The organism is Nocardiopsis potens DSM 45234 (assembly GCF_000341105.1).
GTDB lineage: Bacteria > Actinomycetota > Actinomycetes > Streptosporangiales > Streptosporangiaceae > Nocardiopsis_A > Nocardiopsis_A potens.
Genome location: NZ_ANBB01000049.1, coordinates 50,485 through 67,420, shown reverse-complemented (window position 1 = coordinate 67,420; position 16,936 = coordinate 50,485). Strand labels below are relative to the sequence as shown.

Genomic DNA, 16,936 nt, shown 5'->3' with positions numbered 1-16,936 from the left:
CACCCAAGGACCACGTCGAGCAGATCATCGCGGACAAGGACGGCCTGTCCATCGCGGTGGTCAACGGCCCGAGCGCCACCGTCGTCTCCGGCGACGCGAACCTCCTCGACGGACTCGTCGAAGAGTGCGAAACCGCGGGCCTGCGCGCCCGCCGCGTCCCCGTCGACTACGCCTCCCACTCCCCCCACGTCGAACGCATCCAGGACGAGCTGCGCGAACTGCTCGCCGGCATCGAACCGTGCCCTGCCGACGTCTCCTTCTTCTCCTCACTGGAAGGCGACTGGATCGAGGACACCACGGCCCTGGGAGCCGATTACTGGTACCGCAACCTGCGCGAACCGGTCCTCTTCGGCCCCGCGGTGGAGACCCTGAAGAACGAAGGACACCTCTTCTTCATCGAGGCCAGCCCCCACCCCGTCCTCCTCATGGCACTCCCCGAAGACATCGTCGGCACCGGATCACTGCGCAGCGACGAGGGCGGACTCGACCGGCTCCTCCTCTCCGCCGGAGAAGCCTGGACCAACGGCCTCACCATCGACTGGGCCAACCTGTTCGCGAACACCGGCGCCAAGACCGTCGACCTGCCCACCTACGCCTTCCAGCACCACCGCTACTGGCTGAGCACGTCCACCGCCGGAGCGCCCGAGGTGCGGATCGAGGCGGCGGGCGACGCGGCCACCGGCCGGGCCGCCGGCGGCGGGTTCCCCGGGGACCTCGGTGCGCTCCCCGAGCTGGACGACGCGGGCCGCCGCGCCCTCGTCGCCGACCTCGTCCGGTGGCACGCCGCCTCGGTCCTGCGCCTCGGCGAGCAGGAGCGCCCGTCCGACGGCCAGAACTTCCGGGACCTCGGCTACGACTCCCTCACCGCGTCTGAGCTGCGGAAACGGCTCACCGCTGCGACCGGGATCGCCCTGGCGCCCACCGCGGCCTTCGACCACCCGTCGGTCGCCGAGCTCGCCGAGCACCTCTGCGACGGCCTCGCCCGGGCCGACTGGCAGGTCGCGGACCGGCCAGGAGGCGCGGACCCGGGAGCGGTCCCCGCCGCGACCGGCGCGGCCACCGTCCCCGGCACGACCGCCGCACCCGGCGCGGCCGCCTCGCCCGGTACGGCCTCCGGCGCCCCCGGCACCGGGCTGCGGCCCCTGTTCCGGGCCGCCCTGGACACCGGCCGCTACGCCGACTTCATCGGCCTCCTCGCCGACACGGCGTCCTTCCGCCCCCGCTTCTCCACCCCCGACGAGTTCCCGCGGCCGCTGGCGCTCACCCCGCTGAGCGGCGGTGACGCCGAGCCCGTGATCATCGGGTGCACGGGGTCGGCGGCGATCGGCGGCCCGCAGGAGTTCTCCCGGTTCGCCAACGCGCTGCCCGGCTCCTACCCGGTGTCGGCGCTGCCGCTGCCCGGCTACCGGATGGTGGACGGCGCTCCGGAGCCGCTGCCGAGCGCGCTGGAGGCGGTCCTCGACCTGCAGGCGCAGGCCCTGCTCCGCGCGGTGGGCGATGCGCCCTTCGTCCTGATCGGCCACTCGGCCGGCGCGCTGCTCGCGCACGGGCTGGCGAGCCGGGTCGAGCACGGGCACGGCCGCCCGGCGGCCGGGGTGGTGCTGGTCGACCCCTACCCGCCGGGGCGCCAGGAGCCCATCGCCGCGTGGGGGCGTCTGCTGGGCGAGGGGATGTTCGCCGGCGAGCTGGACCCGATGGACGACGTCCAGCTCACCGCGATGGGCGCCTACTCCCGGCAGCTGTCCGACTGGAAGCCGGCGGAGATCGCTGCACCCGTCCTCGTGCTCCGGGCCTCCGAGCCGCTCGGCCCGTGGCCGGCGGGGCGCGGCGACTGGCGGGCGTCGTGGGAGGCGCCGCACGAGGCCGTCGACGTCCCGGGCGACCACTTCTCGATGATGCAGCGGCACGCCCCCGACCTGGCGCGGGCGGTGGACGCGTGGCTGCGGTCGCGCTGACCGCCCCGCAGCACGCACCCCGGTCCGCCGCCGCGCGCACCCCCACCCCGAACGGAGCCCCATGGAAGAACTCGTCAACCGCTGCCTGATGGTGGGCCTGCCCGGCACCTCCGTCCCCGCCCACATGGAGGAGCTGATCTCGGCCGGCCTGGGCGGGATCATCCTCTTCGGCCGCAATCTGGACGGCGCCGACCAGGTCCGCGCGCTGACCGGGGCGGCGCGGGCGGTCCGGGGGGACCTGCTGGTCGGGGTTGACGAGGAGGGGGTCGAGCCGGGGCACTTCGTGGCGCTCGGCGGTCCGCCCCGCGCCGGCAACCACGCCCTGGGCGCGCTGGACGACGTGGACCTGACGCGCAGGGTCGGCGCCGACATCGGGGCCTACCTGTCCTCGCTGGGGATCAACGTCGATTTCGCGCCGTGCGCCGACGTCAACGCCCTCCCGGAGAACCCGGTGATCGGGGTGCGGTCGTTCGGTTCGGACCCGGCGCTCGTGGCCCGGCACACCGACGCGTTCACCGCCGGCGTCCAGGCGGCCGGGGTGGCCGCCTGCGCCAAGCACTTCCCGGGGCACGGGGCGACCCGGGTCGACTCCCACGTCGACCTGCCCGAGGCCGAGTTGACGGAGGCCGACCTGACGCCGTTCCTGGCGTGCTCGCCGGACCGGGCCGCCATGGTCCTGGCGGCGCATGTGCGCTACCGCGGGCTCGGCGGCGAGCCGGCGTCGCTGAACCGCCGGATCCTGACCGGGCTGCTCCGGGAGGAGCTCGGCTTCCGGGGGGTCGCGGCCACCGACGCGCTGGAGATGGGGGCGGTGTCGGGGCGGATGGCGCTGGACGAGGCGGCGGTGCGGGCGCTGGCCGCGGGGGCGGACCTGCTGCTGGTGGGGTCGGCCGAGGTGGACGCCCGGAAGGTGCGCGACGCGGTGCTGGCGGCGGTCGCCGACGGGCGGCTTCCGCGGTCGCGGGTGGAGGAGGCCGCCGGGCGGGTGCGGGAGATGGCGGAGCGGTTCGCCGCTCCGGCGGCGCCGCCCGCTCCTGCGGGGGCGGGAGCGGGCGGCCCGGACGCGGAGGCCGGGGAGCGGCTGGCCGCGCGGCTGGCCCCCGAGCCGCTCGGCGCGGCGCCCTACGTGGTGGAGTTGCGCGGCCCGGACTTCGGCTTCCCCGAGCGGTTCGCGGGCCTGCCGGAGATCGCCGCGTCCCTCGATCCGGACGCGGACGGCGTGGTGCTGGCGGAGGCGCCGCCGGGGGGCGCCCGGCAGGTGCTGGAGGGGGCCGGGTCCGGTGCGGGGGGCGGTCTCCGCCCGCTGGTGATCGGCGTCCAGGACGCGCACCGCACGCCTTGGATGCGGGGGCTCCTCGCGGAGCTGCTGGAGCGCCGCCCGGACGCGGTGGTGATCGGCACCGGCCTGTCCGAGGACGCGGGTCCGGCGTCCGGCGCCGCCGCCTTCCTCCCGGCCTACGGCCGCAGCCCCGCGCTGCTCCGCCCGCTGCTGGCCGCTCTGCTGGGCCGGTCCCGGTGAGGGCCGGCACGGGGCGCCCCGCCCGCGCACGCCGGGCCGGTTGCGGCGTCCCCTCGGCCCCGGCTCTGTCGCACAACGCCCATGACCATGACCGGCCCGAGGGCCGGAGCCCGTTCGGAGGAGCTTGATGAACGACGCCGCCGGAACCGACCCCGCACCTCCCGCCGTGCCGCCCCTGCCGCTGGGCGGGGCCGTGGAGGAGGTCCGGGACGACGTGCTCGGCAACCACCTGCTCGACGCGCGCGGGCTGCAGTGGCTGCACGGGGTCAACGGCGACCCCTACGCCCGGGCGCTGTGCGGGCAGGACGACGACCCGTATCCGCTCTACGAGCGGGTGCGGGAGCACGGCCCGGTGCACCGGAGCCTCACCGGCAGCCTGGTGGTGGCCGGCCGGTCGGCCGCCGAGCGGGTGCTCGGCGACGGCGCGGTGTTCGCCCGGCCCGGGCGGGGCGGGCCGGTCCCGGAGCCGCAGGTGCTGCCGTTCCTCGCCCGCGACCCGCTGGCCGGCCCGGAGCCGGGCGCGGCGGAGGAAGAGGCGGAAGGCCCCGCCGGGTCCGGCGGGGCGGCCGCCCGGGCGGCCCGCGAGGCGGTGCTGGAGCGGGTCGCGGCGCTCCGCGGGCGGGGCGGGCCGGTCCGGCTCGACGTGATGGCGGACGCGGTGTGGCCCGCCGCGGTGGCGGCGGCCGCCGCGCGGTGCGGCGTCCCCGCCGGGGGCCTCGGCGCTTTCGCCGCGGCCTGCCGCGCCCTGTCCGGGCTGCCCGACTACCCGCTGTCGGCGCAGCGGCCGCAGCAGGTCCGCGCGCTGGCCGCCGCCCTGGAGGAGCTGGACGGCGTCCCGGGGGCGCGGCCGGCGGAGGCGGCGCGCGCCGCGGTCGCGGCGCACCTGGCGGGGAACACCGTGCTGGCGCTGCTCGGCGGCCCCGGGGCCTGGAAGCGGGTGCACGGCGAGCCCGGGCTCGCCGCGGCGGCGGTGGGCGAGGCGCTGCGCCTGGACCCGCCGGTGCAGATGGCCGCGCGGGTGGCCCGGGCCGGCACCGAGGTGGGCGGGGCCGAGGTGCCCGCGGGGGCGCACGTGGTCGTCCTGGTCGGCGCGGCCGGCCGCGACCCGGGCGCGTACCACGCCCCCGGCGCCTTCGACCCGGACCGGTCAGACGGCGGCGCCGGTGCGGCCGGGCGGGTGGTCCCCCCGGCGGTGCGGGGCGACGCCGAGGCGGCGGTCGCGGCGCTCGCCGAGGCGCTGCCGGGGCTCGCCCCGGCCGGGCCCGTCCTCTACCGCAGGCGCCGGCCGGTCTCCCGCGGCCCGCTGGCGCTGCCCGCCTCCGCCTGACCCGCCGTCCGAGAAGGATCATCGCCCATGCGCGTCCTGTTCACCTCCCTCGCCCACAACACGCACTACTACACGCTGGTCCCGCTGGCCTGGGCGCTGCGCGCCGCGGGGCACGAGGTGCGGGTGGCGTCCCAGCCCGCCCTCGCCGACGCCATCACCGCCTCCGGGCTGACGGCCGTCCCGGTCGGCACCGACCACCTGATCCACGAGACCCGGCTCCGGATGAACGGGGAGCCGCGCCCGGACCACCCCGCCATCGACTTCGACGAGGTGCGCGGGACGGAACCGGACTGGGAGCACGTGCTGGGCCGGGAGACGCTGCTGACCCCTTACTTCTATGCGCTGGCCAACAACGACGAGATGGTCGACGCGCTCGTCGCGCACGCCCGGGCGTGGCGCCCGGACCTGGTGGTGTGGGAGCCGGTGACGTTCGCGGGGGCGGTGGCCGCGCGCGCCTCCGGCGCCGCGCACGCGCGCCTCATGTGGGGTTCGGACGTGCTGGGGAGCGCGCGCCGCACCTTCGTTCGGCTGCGCGACGCCCAGCCGCCCGAGCACCGCGAGGACCCGCTGCGCGACTGGCTGACCTGGACGCTGGAGCGGCACTCGTGCACCTTCGACGAGGAGGCGGTGACCGGGCAGTGGACGATCGACCCGGCCCCGGCGAGCCTGCGGCTGCCCACCGGGCTGCCGACGGTGGGGATGCGCTACGTCCCCTACAACGGCCCGTCGGTGCTGCCGGAGTGGCTGTCCGAGCCGCCGGAGCGCCCGCGGATCTGCCTGACGCTGGGGGTCTCCGCTCGCGAGGTGCTGGGCGGGGACAACGTGTCCCTGGCCGACCTGATCGAGGGCCTGGCCGACCTGGACATCGAGCTGGTCGCCACGCTCGACCCGGGCCAGCGCGAGGCGCTGGGGCGGGTGCCGGACAACACCCGCCTGGTGGACTTCGTGCCGCTGGACGCGCTCCTGCCGTCCTGCGCCGGGATCGTGCACCACGGCGGCGCGGGGACGTTCTCCACCGCGCTCGCCCGCGGCGTCCCGCAGATCGTGCTCGCCGCGCTGTGGGACGCCCCGGTCAAGGCGCGGCGCCTGGCCGAGCTGGGCGCGGGCGCGATGATCGCCCCCGCCGAGCTGACCGGTGAGGCGGTGCGCGCGCAGGTGGAGCGGGTGGTGTCGGATCCGTCGGTGGCGGCGGCCGCCGGGCGGCTGCGCGAGGAGGCGCTGGCCGACCCCTCGCCCGCCGGGCTCGTCCCCGAGCTGGAGCGGCTCACCGCCGTGCACCGGTCCGCGCCCGCCCTGGGCTGACCCCGCGGCCGGCGCGCCGGCCGCCCCGACCCCTTTCCCCCTGCCCTTCCCCGCCGCACTCGGGCGGCGGGCCCCGAAGCGAGGAGACCTCCGTGTACGAGGAAGAGCTGGCCGCCATCTACGACCTGGTCTACGAGGGCCGGGGCAAGGACTACGCCGCCGAGGCGGAGCAGGTGCTGGACCTGGTCCGGGAGCGCGCGGGGGAGCCCGCGTCGCTGCTCGACGTGGCCTGCGGCACCGGTGCGCACCTGCGGCACTTCGCGGCCGCGGTGCCGCACGCCGAGGGCCTGGAGCTGTCCGAGGCCATGCTGGGCGCGGCCCGCGACCGGGTGCCCGGTGTGAAGCTGCACCAGGGCGACATGCGCGACTTCTCCCTGGGGCGGCGGTTCTCCGCGGTGGTGTGCATGTTCAGCTCGATCGGCTACATGGGCGACGCCGGCGAGCTCGGTGCGGCGCTGCGCCGCTTCGCCGGCCACCTGGAGCCCGGCGGCGTCTGCGTCATCGAGCCGTGGTGGTTCCCGGAGTCCTTCATCGAGGGCTATGTGGGCGCCGACACCGTCCAGGACGGCGGGCGCACCGTCACCCGGATGTCGCACTCGGTCGCGGTGCGCGGCGGCCGCGCGACGCGCCTGGAGGCGCACTTCCTGGTGGCCGACGCCGGGTCGGGGATCCGGCACTTCTCCAACGCCCACGAGATCACGCTCTTCCGGCGTGAGGAGTACGAGGCGGCGTTCACCGGCGCCGGCCTGGCCGTCGAGTACATCGGCGGCGGGCCGTCCGGGCGCGGCCTGTTCGTCGGGGTTCGCGGCTGAGCCCCGATATCTGCAACGACACGAAGAAAGTGGACGACGATGACCACCACGACCCGATCCGGTGACCCCGGCGAGACCGCGGAGGCGCTGGTCGCGCGGATGACGCGCGAGGAGAAGCTGTCCTTCGTCGCCTGGGGGTTCGATCCCGTGGAGATGAAGGGCGTCGGCTACCTGCCGGGGGTGCCCCGGTTGGGGATCGCCCCGCTGCGGGTGGCGGACGGCCCGGTCGGGATCCGGCTGATCGGTGAGGCCGCGACGGCGCTGCCCGCCCCCGTCGCGCTGGCCTGCGCCTTCGATGCGGGCCTGGCGCGGGAGTACGGCGCGGTGATGGGCCGCGACGGGCGGGCGCTGGGGCAGGACATGGTGCTGGCGCCGATGGTGAACTCGGTGCGGGTGCCGCACGCCGGGCGGAACTTCGAGACGTTCGGCGAGGATCCGCTGCTGGCGTCCGAGGTGGCCGCGGCGCAGGTGGAGGGGGTGCAGTCGGAGGGCCTGATGGCCTGCGTGAAGCACTTCGCCGCCAACAACCAGGAGCGGGACCGGTTCACCGTGGACGCCGCCGTCGGCGAGCAGGTACTGCGGGAGATCGAGTTCCCGCCGTTCCGCGCGGCGGTGGAGGCGGGGACGGCGGGGGTGCTGGCCGCCTACAACTCCCTGAACGGGGCGTTCTGCGCGGAGAACCCGGGGCTGCTGCGCGATGTGCTGCGCGGCGACTGGGGGTTCGAGGGGTGGGTGATGTCGGACTGGCTGGGCACGCACAGCACGGCCGCCATCGGCCTCGGCCTCGACCAGGAGCTGGGCCGCGAGATCGAGCACGAGCCCGGCCCGGACGAGGAGCCGCCGCCCCCCAAGTACTTCGGGGCGGCGCTGGCGGAGGCGATCGACCGCGGGGAGGCGGCCGAGGCCGACCTGGACCGGGCGGTGGCCCGGATCGTGGCGGCGATGGCCCGGTTCGGGCTGGTGGGCGGGGCGCCCCCGGCGCGGCCGGAGCGGGACCCGGAGGCCGCCCGCGGGGTGGCGCTGCGCGTCGCCCGAGCCGGCGCGGTGCTGCTGCGCAACGAGCGCGGCACGCTGCCGCTGGCCGGTGAGCGCGCCGCCGACCTGGTCGTGATCGGCGACGCGGCCGCGGTTCCCAAGGTCACCGGTCTGGGCAGCGCCTTCGTCACCCCCGACGCGGCGGCGGCTCCGCTGGACGCGATCCGCGAGCGCGCCGGGGCGGGCGCCCGGGTGCTGCACGTGCAGGGCGACGACGTGTTCGGGCGGCCCATCGGGGACGGTGCGCTGTCCCCGCCGCTCCCGGGCGGGCACGCGCTGCCGGCGGGCGGCCGGGGGGAGGTCTACAAGGGGGTGCTGACCGTCGCCGAGGCCGGAATGCACCGGCTGTCGGTCCGGGTGCGCGGCGGGTACGCCACCCTCACCCTGGACGGCGATGTCGCCATGGAGGCCGGCGAGGTGTTCGGGCCGCAGAGCAGCCTGACCCTGGACCTCGCCGCGGGCGAGTACCGGATCGGGCTGGCCGGGTGGGCCTGGCAGGCGTCGCCGCTGGAGGTCGAGCTGGCCTGGGTGACCCCGTCGATGGCGCGGGAGGACATCGCGGAGGCGGCCGCGGCCGCGCGCGCGGCGCGCACCGCCGTGGTGTTCGCCCACGACGACGGGGCGGAGGGCTACGACCGGTCCTCGCTGTCGCTGCCGGGCCACCAGGACGCCCTGATCGAGGCGGTGGCCCGCGCCAACCCGGACACCGTGGTGGTGCTGAACACCGGTTCGGCGGTGCTGATGCCGTGGCTGGAGGAGACCGGCGCGGTGCTGCAGATGTGGTACCCGGGCCAGGAGGGGGCGGCGGCCACGGCGGGGCTGCTGTTCGGCGACGCCGACCCGGGCGGCCGGCTCGCGCTGTCCTTCCCGGCGGCCGAGGACGCCCACCCGGTGGCGGGGGACCCGGTGCGCTACCCGGGGGTGGAGGGCCGCCAGGAGTACTCCGAGGGCCTGCTCACCGGCTACCGGTGGTACGAGGCGACGGGGACGCGTCCGCTGTTCCCGTTCGGGCACGGGCTGTCCTACGCCCGCTTCGAGTACGCGGGGGCGTCGGTGCGGGCCGACGGGGACGGCCTGGAGGTGGAGGCGGTGCTCCGCAACACCGGCGACCGGGCGGGGAGCGAGGTGGTCCAGGTCTACCTGGGGCCCGCCCCGGAGCTGCCCGGCCATGTGGAGCAGGCGCCCAAGCGGCTGGTGGGCCACGCGCGGGCGGAGCTGGCGCCGGGCGAGGAGCGGCGGGTCGCGGTGCGGGTGTCCGCGCGGGCCCTGGAGCACTGGGACGCCGCCGCGGGCGCCTGGGTCCGGGGCGCCGGCGAGCGGCTGGTCCAGGTGGGCGCGTCCGCCTCCGACATCAGGGCCGCCGAGCGGTTCCGCGTCGCCCCGTAGCGCCCCGTTCCCTCCGCTCGTCCGGGGGGGCGCCCGCCGGTTCCGGTCCCCGGTCCGGCGGGCGGCTCCGCCGTGCCGCGTGGGAGGGCTCCCAGGCGCGGTGTTCCCGGCGCCGCGGCCCCATCGGAGCGCGCCGGCGCCCCCGCGGCGCCGGGATCGCCGGGGACGGGGCGCGGGCGGGGCGTTTTCCGGTGCTCACCGCCCCGTTTCCGGCAACGGCGTAGGGGGCGGTTAGGGGTTACCGCCCCCGCCCCCTCCTCCGTACATTCGTCCGCGCACGGGCCCCCATTCCGGCCCTGTCCCCCTCTGCTTCACCTCCCACTCACCGGCGCGGCGGCTCCGCGCGGTACCCCGCACCGGGGAGCACCCCCGCCCGCGGCGCCCTGACACATAGGACGAGCCATGATCCGATCTCGCAAGGCGGCGTTCCCCCCGGTTCCCGCGCCGCCCGGCCCGCGCCCCTCGGCCGCTCAGCCGAACGGGGCGGGCGCATGAGCACCGGAGCCCCCACCCCCGCGGACGCGCCCGCGGCGCGGCGCACCCCGCTCGTACCGCTGCTGACCCTGCTGCTGCTCGGCAACGTCTCGGTGATCGCCGTCTTCACCGGCGCCAGCACCCTCATCCCGGCCCGCCTCGCCGAGATCGACCCGGCGAACAAGGAAGCCCTGTGGGGCACCATCCAGGGGATCAGCGCCGTGTTCGCGACGCTGTTCAACCCGATCGGCGGCGCGCTGTCGGACCGCACCCGGTCGCGGATGGGCCGCCGCCACCCCTGGCTGCTGGGCAGCGCACTGGTCGGGTTCGGCGTCCTGGCGTTCCTGGGCAACGCGACGACCGTGGTGATGATCGGGATCGCCTGGTGCCTGGCGCAGGCGGTGATGAACATCTTCATGGCGGCGCTGACCGCGATCATCCCCGACCGGGTGCTCCCCGCCCGGCGCGGCACCGCGTCAGCGGTGATGGGCGTGGGCACGTCGCTGGGCGCGATCGTCGGCACGCAGATCGCCGCCCGCTACGTCGACGACGGCGCGCTGGCCTACATCATCTTCGGCGGCACGGTGCTGGTCGCCGCGCTGCTCTTCGCCACCTGCACGCGCGACCCGCGCCCGGGCGAGTACGAGGAGTCGCAGAACGTCACGCTCGCCGAGTCCTTCGTGACGTTCCTGGCGGCCCTGAAGCACCGCGACTTCATGTGGGTGTGGCTGGGCCGGGCCCTGATGGTGCTGGGCTACTTCATGGTGCTGATGTTCATGCTGTTCATCCTCACCGACTACATCGCCCTGCCGGACGGGCTCAAGCCCACCGACGCGATGGCCACCGCGGTCACCGTCTCCACCGTCGCGGGCATGCTGGCGACGATCATCGGCGGGCCGCTGTCGGACTGGACCGGGCGGCGCAAGCTGTTCGTGGTCATCTCCGGCGTGGTGACGGCGTGCGCCCTGCTCATCCCGCTGCTGCAGCCGACCTGGACCGCGTTCCTGGTCTACGCGGGCCTGCACGGCGCGGCGTTCGGCTGGTACAGCGCGGTGGACATCGCGCTGATGACGCTGATCCTGCCGCGGTCGGAGGACGCCGGCCGGGACATGGGCGTGCTGAACATCGCCAACGCCGGGCCGCAGATCATCGCCCCGTTCATCGCGGCCTCGGTGATCGGGGCGTTCGGCGGCTACCCCGCCCTGTTCATCACGGGCATGGTGATCTCGCTGGTGGGCGCGGTGGCGGTGCTGCCGGTGAAGTCGGTGCGCTGACCTCACCGTCCGGCGCCCCCTGCGGCCCCGGGCCCGCCGTACGTCCGGCGGGCCCGGGGCCGCGGCTCATTCCGCGCCGCCCTCGGGCAGCACGGTGCGCAGCCAGTCGTCGGGGCGGCCGCGGCGGCGCCACTCCCGCGGGTAGCCGACCGACACCTCCTCGAACCGCACCCCGTCGTAGCGGGTGGTCCGGGGGATGTGCAGGTGCCCGTAGACGACCGCCGCGGCGTTGAACCGCAGGTGCCAGTCGGCGGTGCGGACCGTGCCGCACCACTGGGCGAACTCGGGGTAGTGCAGGACGTCGGTGGGGCGGCGCACCAGCGGCCAGTGGCCGACCAGCACGGTGGGGTGCCGGGCGGCGGCCTCCTCCAGCCGGGGCTCGGTGGCGGCGACCCGGGCCGCGCACCAGTCCTCCCTGGTCGGGTAGGGGTCGGGGTGGAGCATGAACTCGTCGGTGCAGACCACGCCGGTCCGGTGGGCGTAGGCGAGGCCCTCCTCCTTGGTGGAGGTCCCGGGCGGGTGGAACGAGTAGTCGTAGAGCGTGAACACCGGGGCGACCACGACCGGCCCGCCGTCGCCCTCCCACACCGGGTAGGGGTCCTCCGGGGTGAGCACGCCCAGCCGGCGGCAGATCGCCACCAGGTGGTCGTAGCGCGCGGCGCCGTTCAGCCGCACCGGGTCGCCCTTGACGGTCCACAGGTCGTGGTTGCCGGGCGTCCACACCACGGTGTCGAAGCGGGACGCCAGCAGCGCGAGGACCCGCTCGATGTCGGCGGGGGTCTCGGCGACGTCCCCGGCCACCAGCAGCCAGTCGCCGGGGTGGCCGGGGTGCAGCCCCTCCGCGATGGCGCGGTTCTCCTGATGCGAGACGTGCAGGTCGCTGACCGCGAGCAGTCGGGGCCGCCGTTGCATGTGTCGCACCTGCTTCCGGGAGGGGACGGGGACGGAGCACCGCGCCCCATTGTGCACGGTCCCGCGCCGCCGGGGGCGCGGCCCCCTGCCCCGCCCCTACCGGCCCCTAGCGGCCCCCTATTGTCGGCGGAGGCCGTCGCCGGGCGGGGGAGCGCGTTGCTAGCTTCCGGCCTGTGCTGAAGGGAATCGTGCTCGCAGGAGGGCGGGGGACCAGGCTCCACCCGGTCACCTCGGCCGTATCGAAACAGCTGCTCCCCGTCTACAACAAGCCGATGATCTACTACCCGCTGTCGGTGCTGATGCTGGCCGGCATCCGGGACATCCTCGTCATCACCCGCCCCGACCACGTCGGGCAGTTCCGCGCGCTCCTCGGGGACGGGGGGCATTTGGGCCTGTCCATCGGCTACGCCGCCCAGGAGGAGCCGCGGGGCATCGCCGAGGCGCTGACGATCGGCGCCGACCACATCGGCGGCGACCCGTTCACCCTGGTCCTGGGGGACAACATCTTCCACGGCCCCGGGCTGTACTCGCTGCTGCACACCAGCGCCGCCGAGCTCGACGGCTGCGTGCTGTTCGGCTACCCGGTCCGCGACCCCGAGCGGTACGGGGTGGGCGAGACCGACGCCGAGGGGCGGCTGGTGTCCCTGGAGGAGAAGCCCGCCGCGCCGGCGAGCAACCTCGCCGTCACCGGCCTGTACATGTACGGGCCCGACGCGGTGGACATCGCCCGCGGGCTGGCCCCCTCCGACCGCGGCGAGCTGGAGATCACCGACGTCAACATCGCCTACATGAAGCAGGGCCGGGCGCGCATGGTCGACCTGGGGCGCGGGTTCGCCTGGCTGGACGCCGGGACCCACGACTCGCTGCTGCACGCCTCCCAGTACGTGCAGGTCCTGGAGGAGCGGCAGGGGATCCGGATCGCCTGCCTGGAGGAGATCGCCTACCGCATGGGGTTCATCGACGCCGGGGCCTGCCTGGAGCTGGGCCGCCGGTACGGCGACAGCGCCTACGGCGCCTACCTGGTGGAGCTCGCCCAGGGCGGGTGAGGGCCCGCGGGCCGACCGCCGCGACGAAACGACGACCCGGCAGGGGCCGGGAAGGGAGGAAACCGTGCGTGTACTGGTGACCGGGGGCGCCGGCTTCATCGGATCGCACTTCACCCGCATGCTGCTCGCCGACGCGCTGCCCGGTCCGGCCGCCTCCTCGGTGACCGTGCTGGACCTGCTCACCTACGCCGGCGACCCCGGCGTCCCGGCCGCACTGGAGGGCGACCCGCGGTTCCGGTTCGTCCGCGGCGACGTCTGCGACGCCGGCCTGGTCGCGTCCCTGGCCGCCGAGGCCGACGCGGTGGTGCACTTCGCCGCCGAGAGCCACGTCGACCGGTCGATCGACGGCGGGGCCGAGTTCGTCCGCACCAACGTGCTGGGCACCCAGACCCTGCTGGAGGCGGCGCTGCGCGGCGGGGTCGACCGGTTCGTGCACGTGTCCACCGACGAGGTGTACGGCTCCATCGCGTCGGGTTCGTGGACCGAGGACCGGCCGCTGGAGCCCAACTCCCCCTACGCGGCGTCCAAGGCCGCCTCCGACCTGATGGCGCGGGCCTTCCACCGCACCCACGGGCTGGACGTGCGCACCACCCGCTGCTGCAACAACTACGGTCCGGGCCAGTTCCCGGAGAAGGTGATCCCGCTGTTCACCACCAACCTGCTGGACGGCGGGACGGTGCCGCTCTACGGCGACGGCGGCAACGTCCGGGAGTGGGTGCACGTGGAGGACCACTGCCGCGGGATCGCGCTGGTGCTCGCCGGCGGCCGGCCGGGCGCCGTCTACAACATCGGGGGCGGCACCGAGCTGAGCAACCGGGAGCTGACCGCCCGGCTGCTCGACGCCTGCGGCGCGGACTGGTCGGCGGTGCGCTCCGTCCCCGACCGCAAGGGCCACGACCTGCGCTACTCCCTGGACGACGGGCTGATCCGGCGGGAGCTGGGCTACCGGCCCCAAGTGGAGTTCGGCGCCGGGCTGGCCGGGGTCGTGGACTGGTACCGGGAGAACCGCGGCTGGTGGGAGCCGCTGAAGAAGGCGCGGGCCGGCGGCCCGGGCGCGCGGGCCGCGGCGGCGCCCGGAGGCGCCGCGTGAACGTGGCCGAGACCGGGGTGGGCGCGGCCCGCACCATCGACCTGCAGACCTTCGCGGACCCGCGCGGCCGGCTGTCGGTGGTCGAGGGCGGGCGGCACGTGCCGTTCGAGATCCGCAGGGTCTACCACCTCTACGGCGTCCCCGACGACGCGCTGCGCGGCGCGCACGGGCACCGGCGGCTGCAGCAGCTCGTCGTGGCCGTGCACGGCGGCTTCACCGTCCACCTGGACGACGGGTTCCGCCGCTGCGCGGTCACCCTGGACCGCCCCGACCAGGGGCTCTACATCGCCCCGATGACCTGGCGGGAGATCATCGGCTTCACCGGCGGCGCCGTCGCCATGGTGCTGGCCTCCGACCACTACGACGCCGACGACTACTTCCACGACTACGAGGGCTTCCTGCTGGAGGCCCGGGCGGCCGCCCCGCCGCCGGGGGGAGGACGGGTATGACCGCGGAACGCGGCGGGACCGCCGCCGGTGCGCCCGGCGGCCTGCGGGAGGCCGGGCCCGGGGTGCCCTTCCTGGACCTGCGGGCGCCCTACGCCGAGCTGCGCGACGACGTCGACCGGGCGGTGTCGCGGGTGCTGTCCTCGGGCCGCTACCTGCTGGGACCGGAGATCGAGGCGTTCGAGTCGGAGTTCGCCGAGTACTGCGGCACCGCGCACTGCGTCGCGGTGAACAGCGGGTGCGACGCCCTGGAGCTGGCGCTGCGCGCCCTGGGGGTGGGGCCCGGCGACGACGTGCTCGTCCCCTCGCACACCTTCATCGCGACCTGGATCGCGGTGTCGGCGGCGGGGGCGCGCCCGGTGCCCGTGGAGCCGGCGGACGGCGGGACGCTGATCGACGCCGCCGGGGTCGAGGCGGCGGTCACGCCCCGCGCCAAGGCGGTGGTCCCGGTCCACCTCTACGGCCACCCGGTCGACCTCGACCCGCTCCGCGAGGCGGCGCGCCGGCACGGCCTGCACGTGCTGGAGGACGCCGCGCAGGCGCACGGCGCCCGCTACCGGGGGCGCAGGGTCGGCGCCGCCCCGTCGCTGGCGGCGTTCAGCTTCTACCCCGGGAAGAACCTGGGGGCGATGGGGGACGGCGGGGCGGTGGTGACCGGCGACGCCGGCCTGGCCGACCGGCTGCGGATGCTGCGCAACTACGGTTCGCGGGTGAAGTACCGGCACGAGCTGCGGTCCGGCAACTCCCGGCTGGACGAGGTGCAGGCCGCGGTGCTGCGGGTCAAGCTGGCCCGCCTGGACGAGTGGAACGGGCGCCGCGCCCGGGCGGCGGAGCGCTACCGGGACGGGCTGGGCGGCCTGGACTGGCTGCGGCTCCCGGAGGCCGCGCCGTGGGCCGAGCACGTGTGGCACGTCTACCCCGTGCGCACGCGGTACCGGGACGCCCTGGCCGAGCACCTGGCCGCGGCCGGCGTGCAGACGCTGTCCCACTACCCGGTGCCGGTGCACCTCTCCCCCGCCTACGCCTCGGCCGGCCTCCCGGAGGGCTCGCTGCCGCGCGCCGAGCGGCTGGCCGCGGAGCTGCTGAGCCTGCCGATCGGCCCGCACCTGGCGGACGGGGAGGCCGACGCGGTGGTGGCGGCGGTCCGTTCGTTCCGGCCGCCGGGGTGAGGCCCCCGGGGCCGCCCCGGGTGGCCGGATCCGGCCATTCTCCGGAAACGGGGTTCCCTGCCGGGCGGCGGCCCTCGTCCGACCTGCCGATTTCTCCGGGGAGCGGAATTCACCGTTTCCCCGGAGTGCATTTCCGGCTCGGATTCCGGTGGTAGGTTCTGGCCTCGATGTCCGGATCTCCAGTGCGCTTCCGGTGGGCGTTCCTCCGACCGGAACGCAGGTGAAAGAGGGGGACGTGCCCGAAGACCGACGCTCCGGCCGCCGCGGCGGCCGGGGGCGCCCCGCGGACGCGGCAGGCCCTGGCGCGCCGGGCGGGCGGGACCGCCGAGGGTCCCGTCCGCGCAGCCGCGCCGACCACAACCGGCGGGTGTTCGGCCAGAATTTCCTCGTCGATTCCCGGTCCGTGCAGAGGTTCGTCGAGGTCGCCGCCCCGCGGGCGGACGACCTGGTGCTGGAGGTGGGCCCGGGCGAGGGTCGGATCACCCGGGCGGTGTCCCGGAAATGCCGCCGGGTCGTCGCCTACGAAATCGACGGGCGAATCGCCGGGCGGCTGCGCGAATCCCTCGGCGCCGGCTCCGGAATCAACGTCGTGAACAGGGATTTCCTGAAATCCGAGCCTCCCCGCGAGCCGTTCTCCGTGGTCGGCAACATCCCTTTCTCGTCCACTTCGAAGATCATCGACTGGTGCCTGGACGCGCGGTCGCTCCGTTCGGCCACCTTCATCACCCAGCTGGAGTACGCCCGCAAGCGCACCGGCGACTACGGCCGGTGGAGCAGGCTGACCGTCGCCACCTGGCCCGACTTCCACTGGCGGATCGCCGACCGCATCCCCCGGCACAAGTTCCGCCCGGTGCCCAAGGTCGACGCCGGGGTCATGCGGATCGAGCGGCGCGAGGAGCCGCTGCTGCCGCGGTCGGCGCGGGGCGACTACCTCGCGATGGTCGACGCCGGGTTCACCGGCAAGGGCGGGTCGCTGCACGCCTCGCTGCGCCGGGGCCACCGGACGGCGCGGGTCAACGCCGCCTTCCGCGAGGCCCGGCTGGACCCGGACACCGTCGTCGCGTTCGTCCACCCCGACCAGTGGGTCACCCTGTTCCGGGTACTGCACAACGCCTGACCCCGCCCGCCGATGACTTCCGGGCCCCGGCGGGGTCTATCCAGGTGACGGCATCGAAGACCTCACCTCTGG

General features: G+C 75.9%; 13 protein-coding genes. 12 read left to right on the top strand and 1 reads right to left on the bottom strand.

What is annotated here, in order from left to right; all coding sequences use genetic code 11:
- The 7 genes from D459_RS0120580 to D459_RS0120550 all read left to right on the top strand — a co-directional run.
- On the top strand, positions 1 to 1,955 hold a 1,955-nt coding region (locus D459_RS0120580; RefSeq protein ID WP_017594894.1), incomplete at its 5' end, for an acyltransferase domain-containing protein.
- Positions 1,956 to 2,016: 61 nt separating this feature from the next.
- Entirely contained in the window at positions 2,017 to 3,474 is a 1,458-nt protein-coding gene (locus D459_RS0120575) for a glycoside hydrolase family 3 N-terminal domain-containing protein (protein WP_017594893.1), read from the top strand.
- A gap of 127 nt (positions 3,475 to 3,601) precedes the next feature.
- Entirely contained in the window at positions 3,602 to 4,801 is a 1,200-nt protein-coding gene (locus D459_RS0120570) for a cytochrome P450 family protein (RefSeq protein ID WP_017594892.1), read from the top strand.
- A 27-nt stretch (positions 4,802 to 4,828) separates the two neighbouring features.
- Positions 4,829 to 6,103, top strand: coding sequence for an activator-dependent family glycosyltransferase (locus tag D459_RS0120565; protein WP_017594891.1), 1,275 nt, complete (start codon positions 4,829 to 4,831; stop codon positions 6,101 to 6,103).
- A gap of 92 nt (positions 6,104 to 6,195) precedes the next feature.
- Positions 6,196 to 6,915, top strand: a complete 720-nt coding sequence (locus tag D459_RS0120560) for a class I SAM-dependent methyltransferase (protein WP_017594890.1) — start codon at positions 6,196 to 6,198, stop codon at positions 6,913 to 6,915.
- Between the two features lie 39 nt (positions 6,916 to 6,954).
- The gene (locus tag D459_RS0120555) at positions 6,955 to 9,336 is read left to right on the top strand and encodes a beta-glucosidase family protein (RefSeq protein ID WP_017594889.1); all 2,382 of its coding nucleotides are present in this window, start codon (positions 6,955 to 6,957) and stop codon (positions 9,334 to 9,336) included.
- A gap of 491 nt (positions 9,337 to 9,827) precedes the next feature.
- A complete protein-coding gene (locus D459_RS0120550; protein ID WP_017594888.1) occupies positions 9,828 to 11,084 on the top strand; it encodes an MFS transporter in 1,257 nt (418 codons plus the stop codon).
- 66 nt (positions 11,085 to 11,150) lie between these two features.
- Here the strand turns inward: D459_RS0120550 and D459_RS0120545 are convergent, their stop codons facing one another.
- Positions 11,151 to 11,996: a metallophosphoesterase family protein gene (locus D459_RS0120545; protein ID WP_017594887.1), complete on the bottom strand. Its 846-nt coding sequence runs from the start codon at positions 11,994 to 11,996 to the stop codon at positions 11,151 to 11,153.
- Between the two features lie 176 nt (positions 11,997 to 12,172).
- Between D459_RS0120545 and rfbA the strand changes: the two genes are divergently transcribed.
- From rfbA to erm, 5 genes are all read left to right on the top strand, one after another.
- Complete coding sequence (gene rfbA, locus D459_RS0120540; RefSeq protein WP_026120597.1) at positions 12,173 to 13,042, top strand: glucose-1-phosphate thymidylyltransferase RfbA; 870 nt, start codon at positions 12,173 to 12,175, stop codon at positions 13,040 to 13,042.
- 64 nt (positions 13,043 to 13,106) lie between these two features.
- Positions 13,107 to 14,132 carry a dTDP-glucose 4,6-dehydratase gene (rfbB, locus tag D459_RS0120535; RefSeq protein WP_040710646.1) on the top strand — a complete coding sequence of 342 codons (1,026 nt, stop codon included), beginning with the start codon at positions 13,107 to 13,109 and terminating at the stop codon, positions 14,130 to 14,132.
- Positions 14,129 to 14,581 (top strand): sugar 3,4-ketoisomerase, encoded by a 453-nt coding sequence (locus tag D459_RS0120530; RefSeq protein ID WP_040710663.1) that lies wholly within the window; start codon positions 14,129 to 14,131, stop codon positions 14,579 to 14,581. The genes rfbB and D459_RS0120530 overlap by 4 nt, the downstream gene beginning before the upstream one ends.
- Positions 14,578 to 15,747: a DegT/DnrJ/EryC1/StrS family aminotransferase gene (locus D459_RS0120525; RefSeq protein ID WP_017594883.1), complete on the top strand. Its 1,170-nt coding sequence runs from the start codon at positions 14,578 to 14,580 to the stop codon at positions 15,745 to 15,747. The genes D459_RS0120530 and D459_RS0120525 overlap by 4 nt, the downstream gene beginning before the upstream one ends.
- Positions 15,748 to 16,114: 367 nt before the next feature.
- A complete protein-coding gene (gene erm / locus D459_RS0120520; RefSeq protein ID WP_017594882.1) occupies positions 16,115 to 16,864 on the top strand; it encodes an ErmE/ErmH/ErmO/ErmR family 23S rRNA (adenine(2058)-N(6))-methyltransferase in 750 nt (249 codons plus the stop codon).
- Positions 16,865 to 16,936 lie beyond the last annotated feature (72 nt).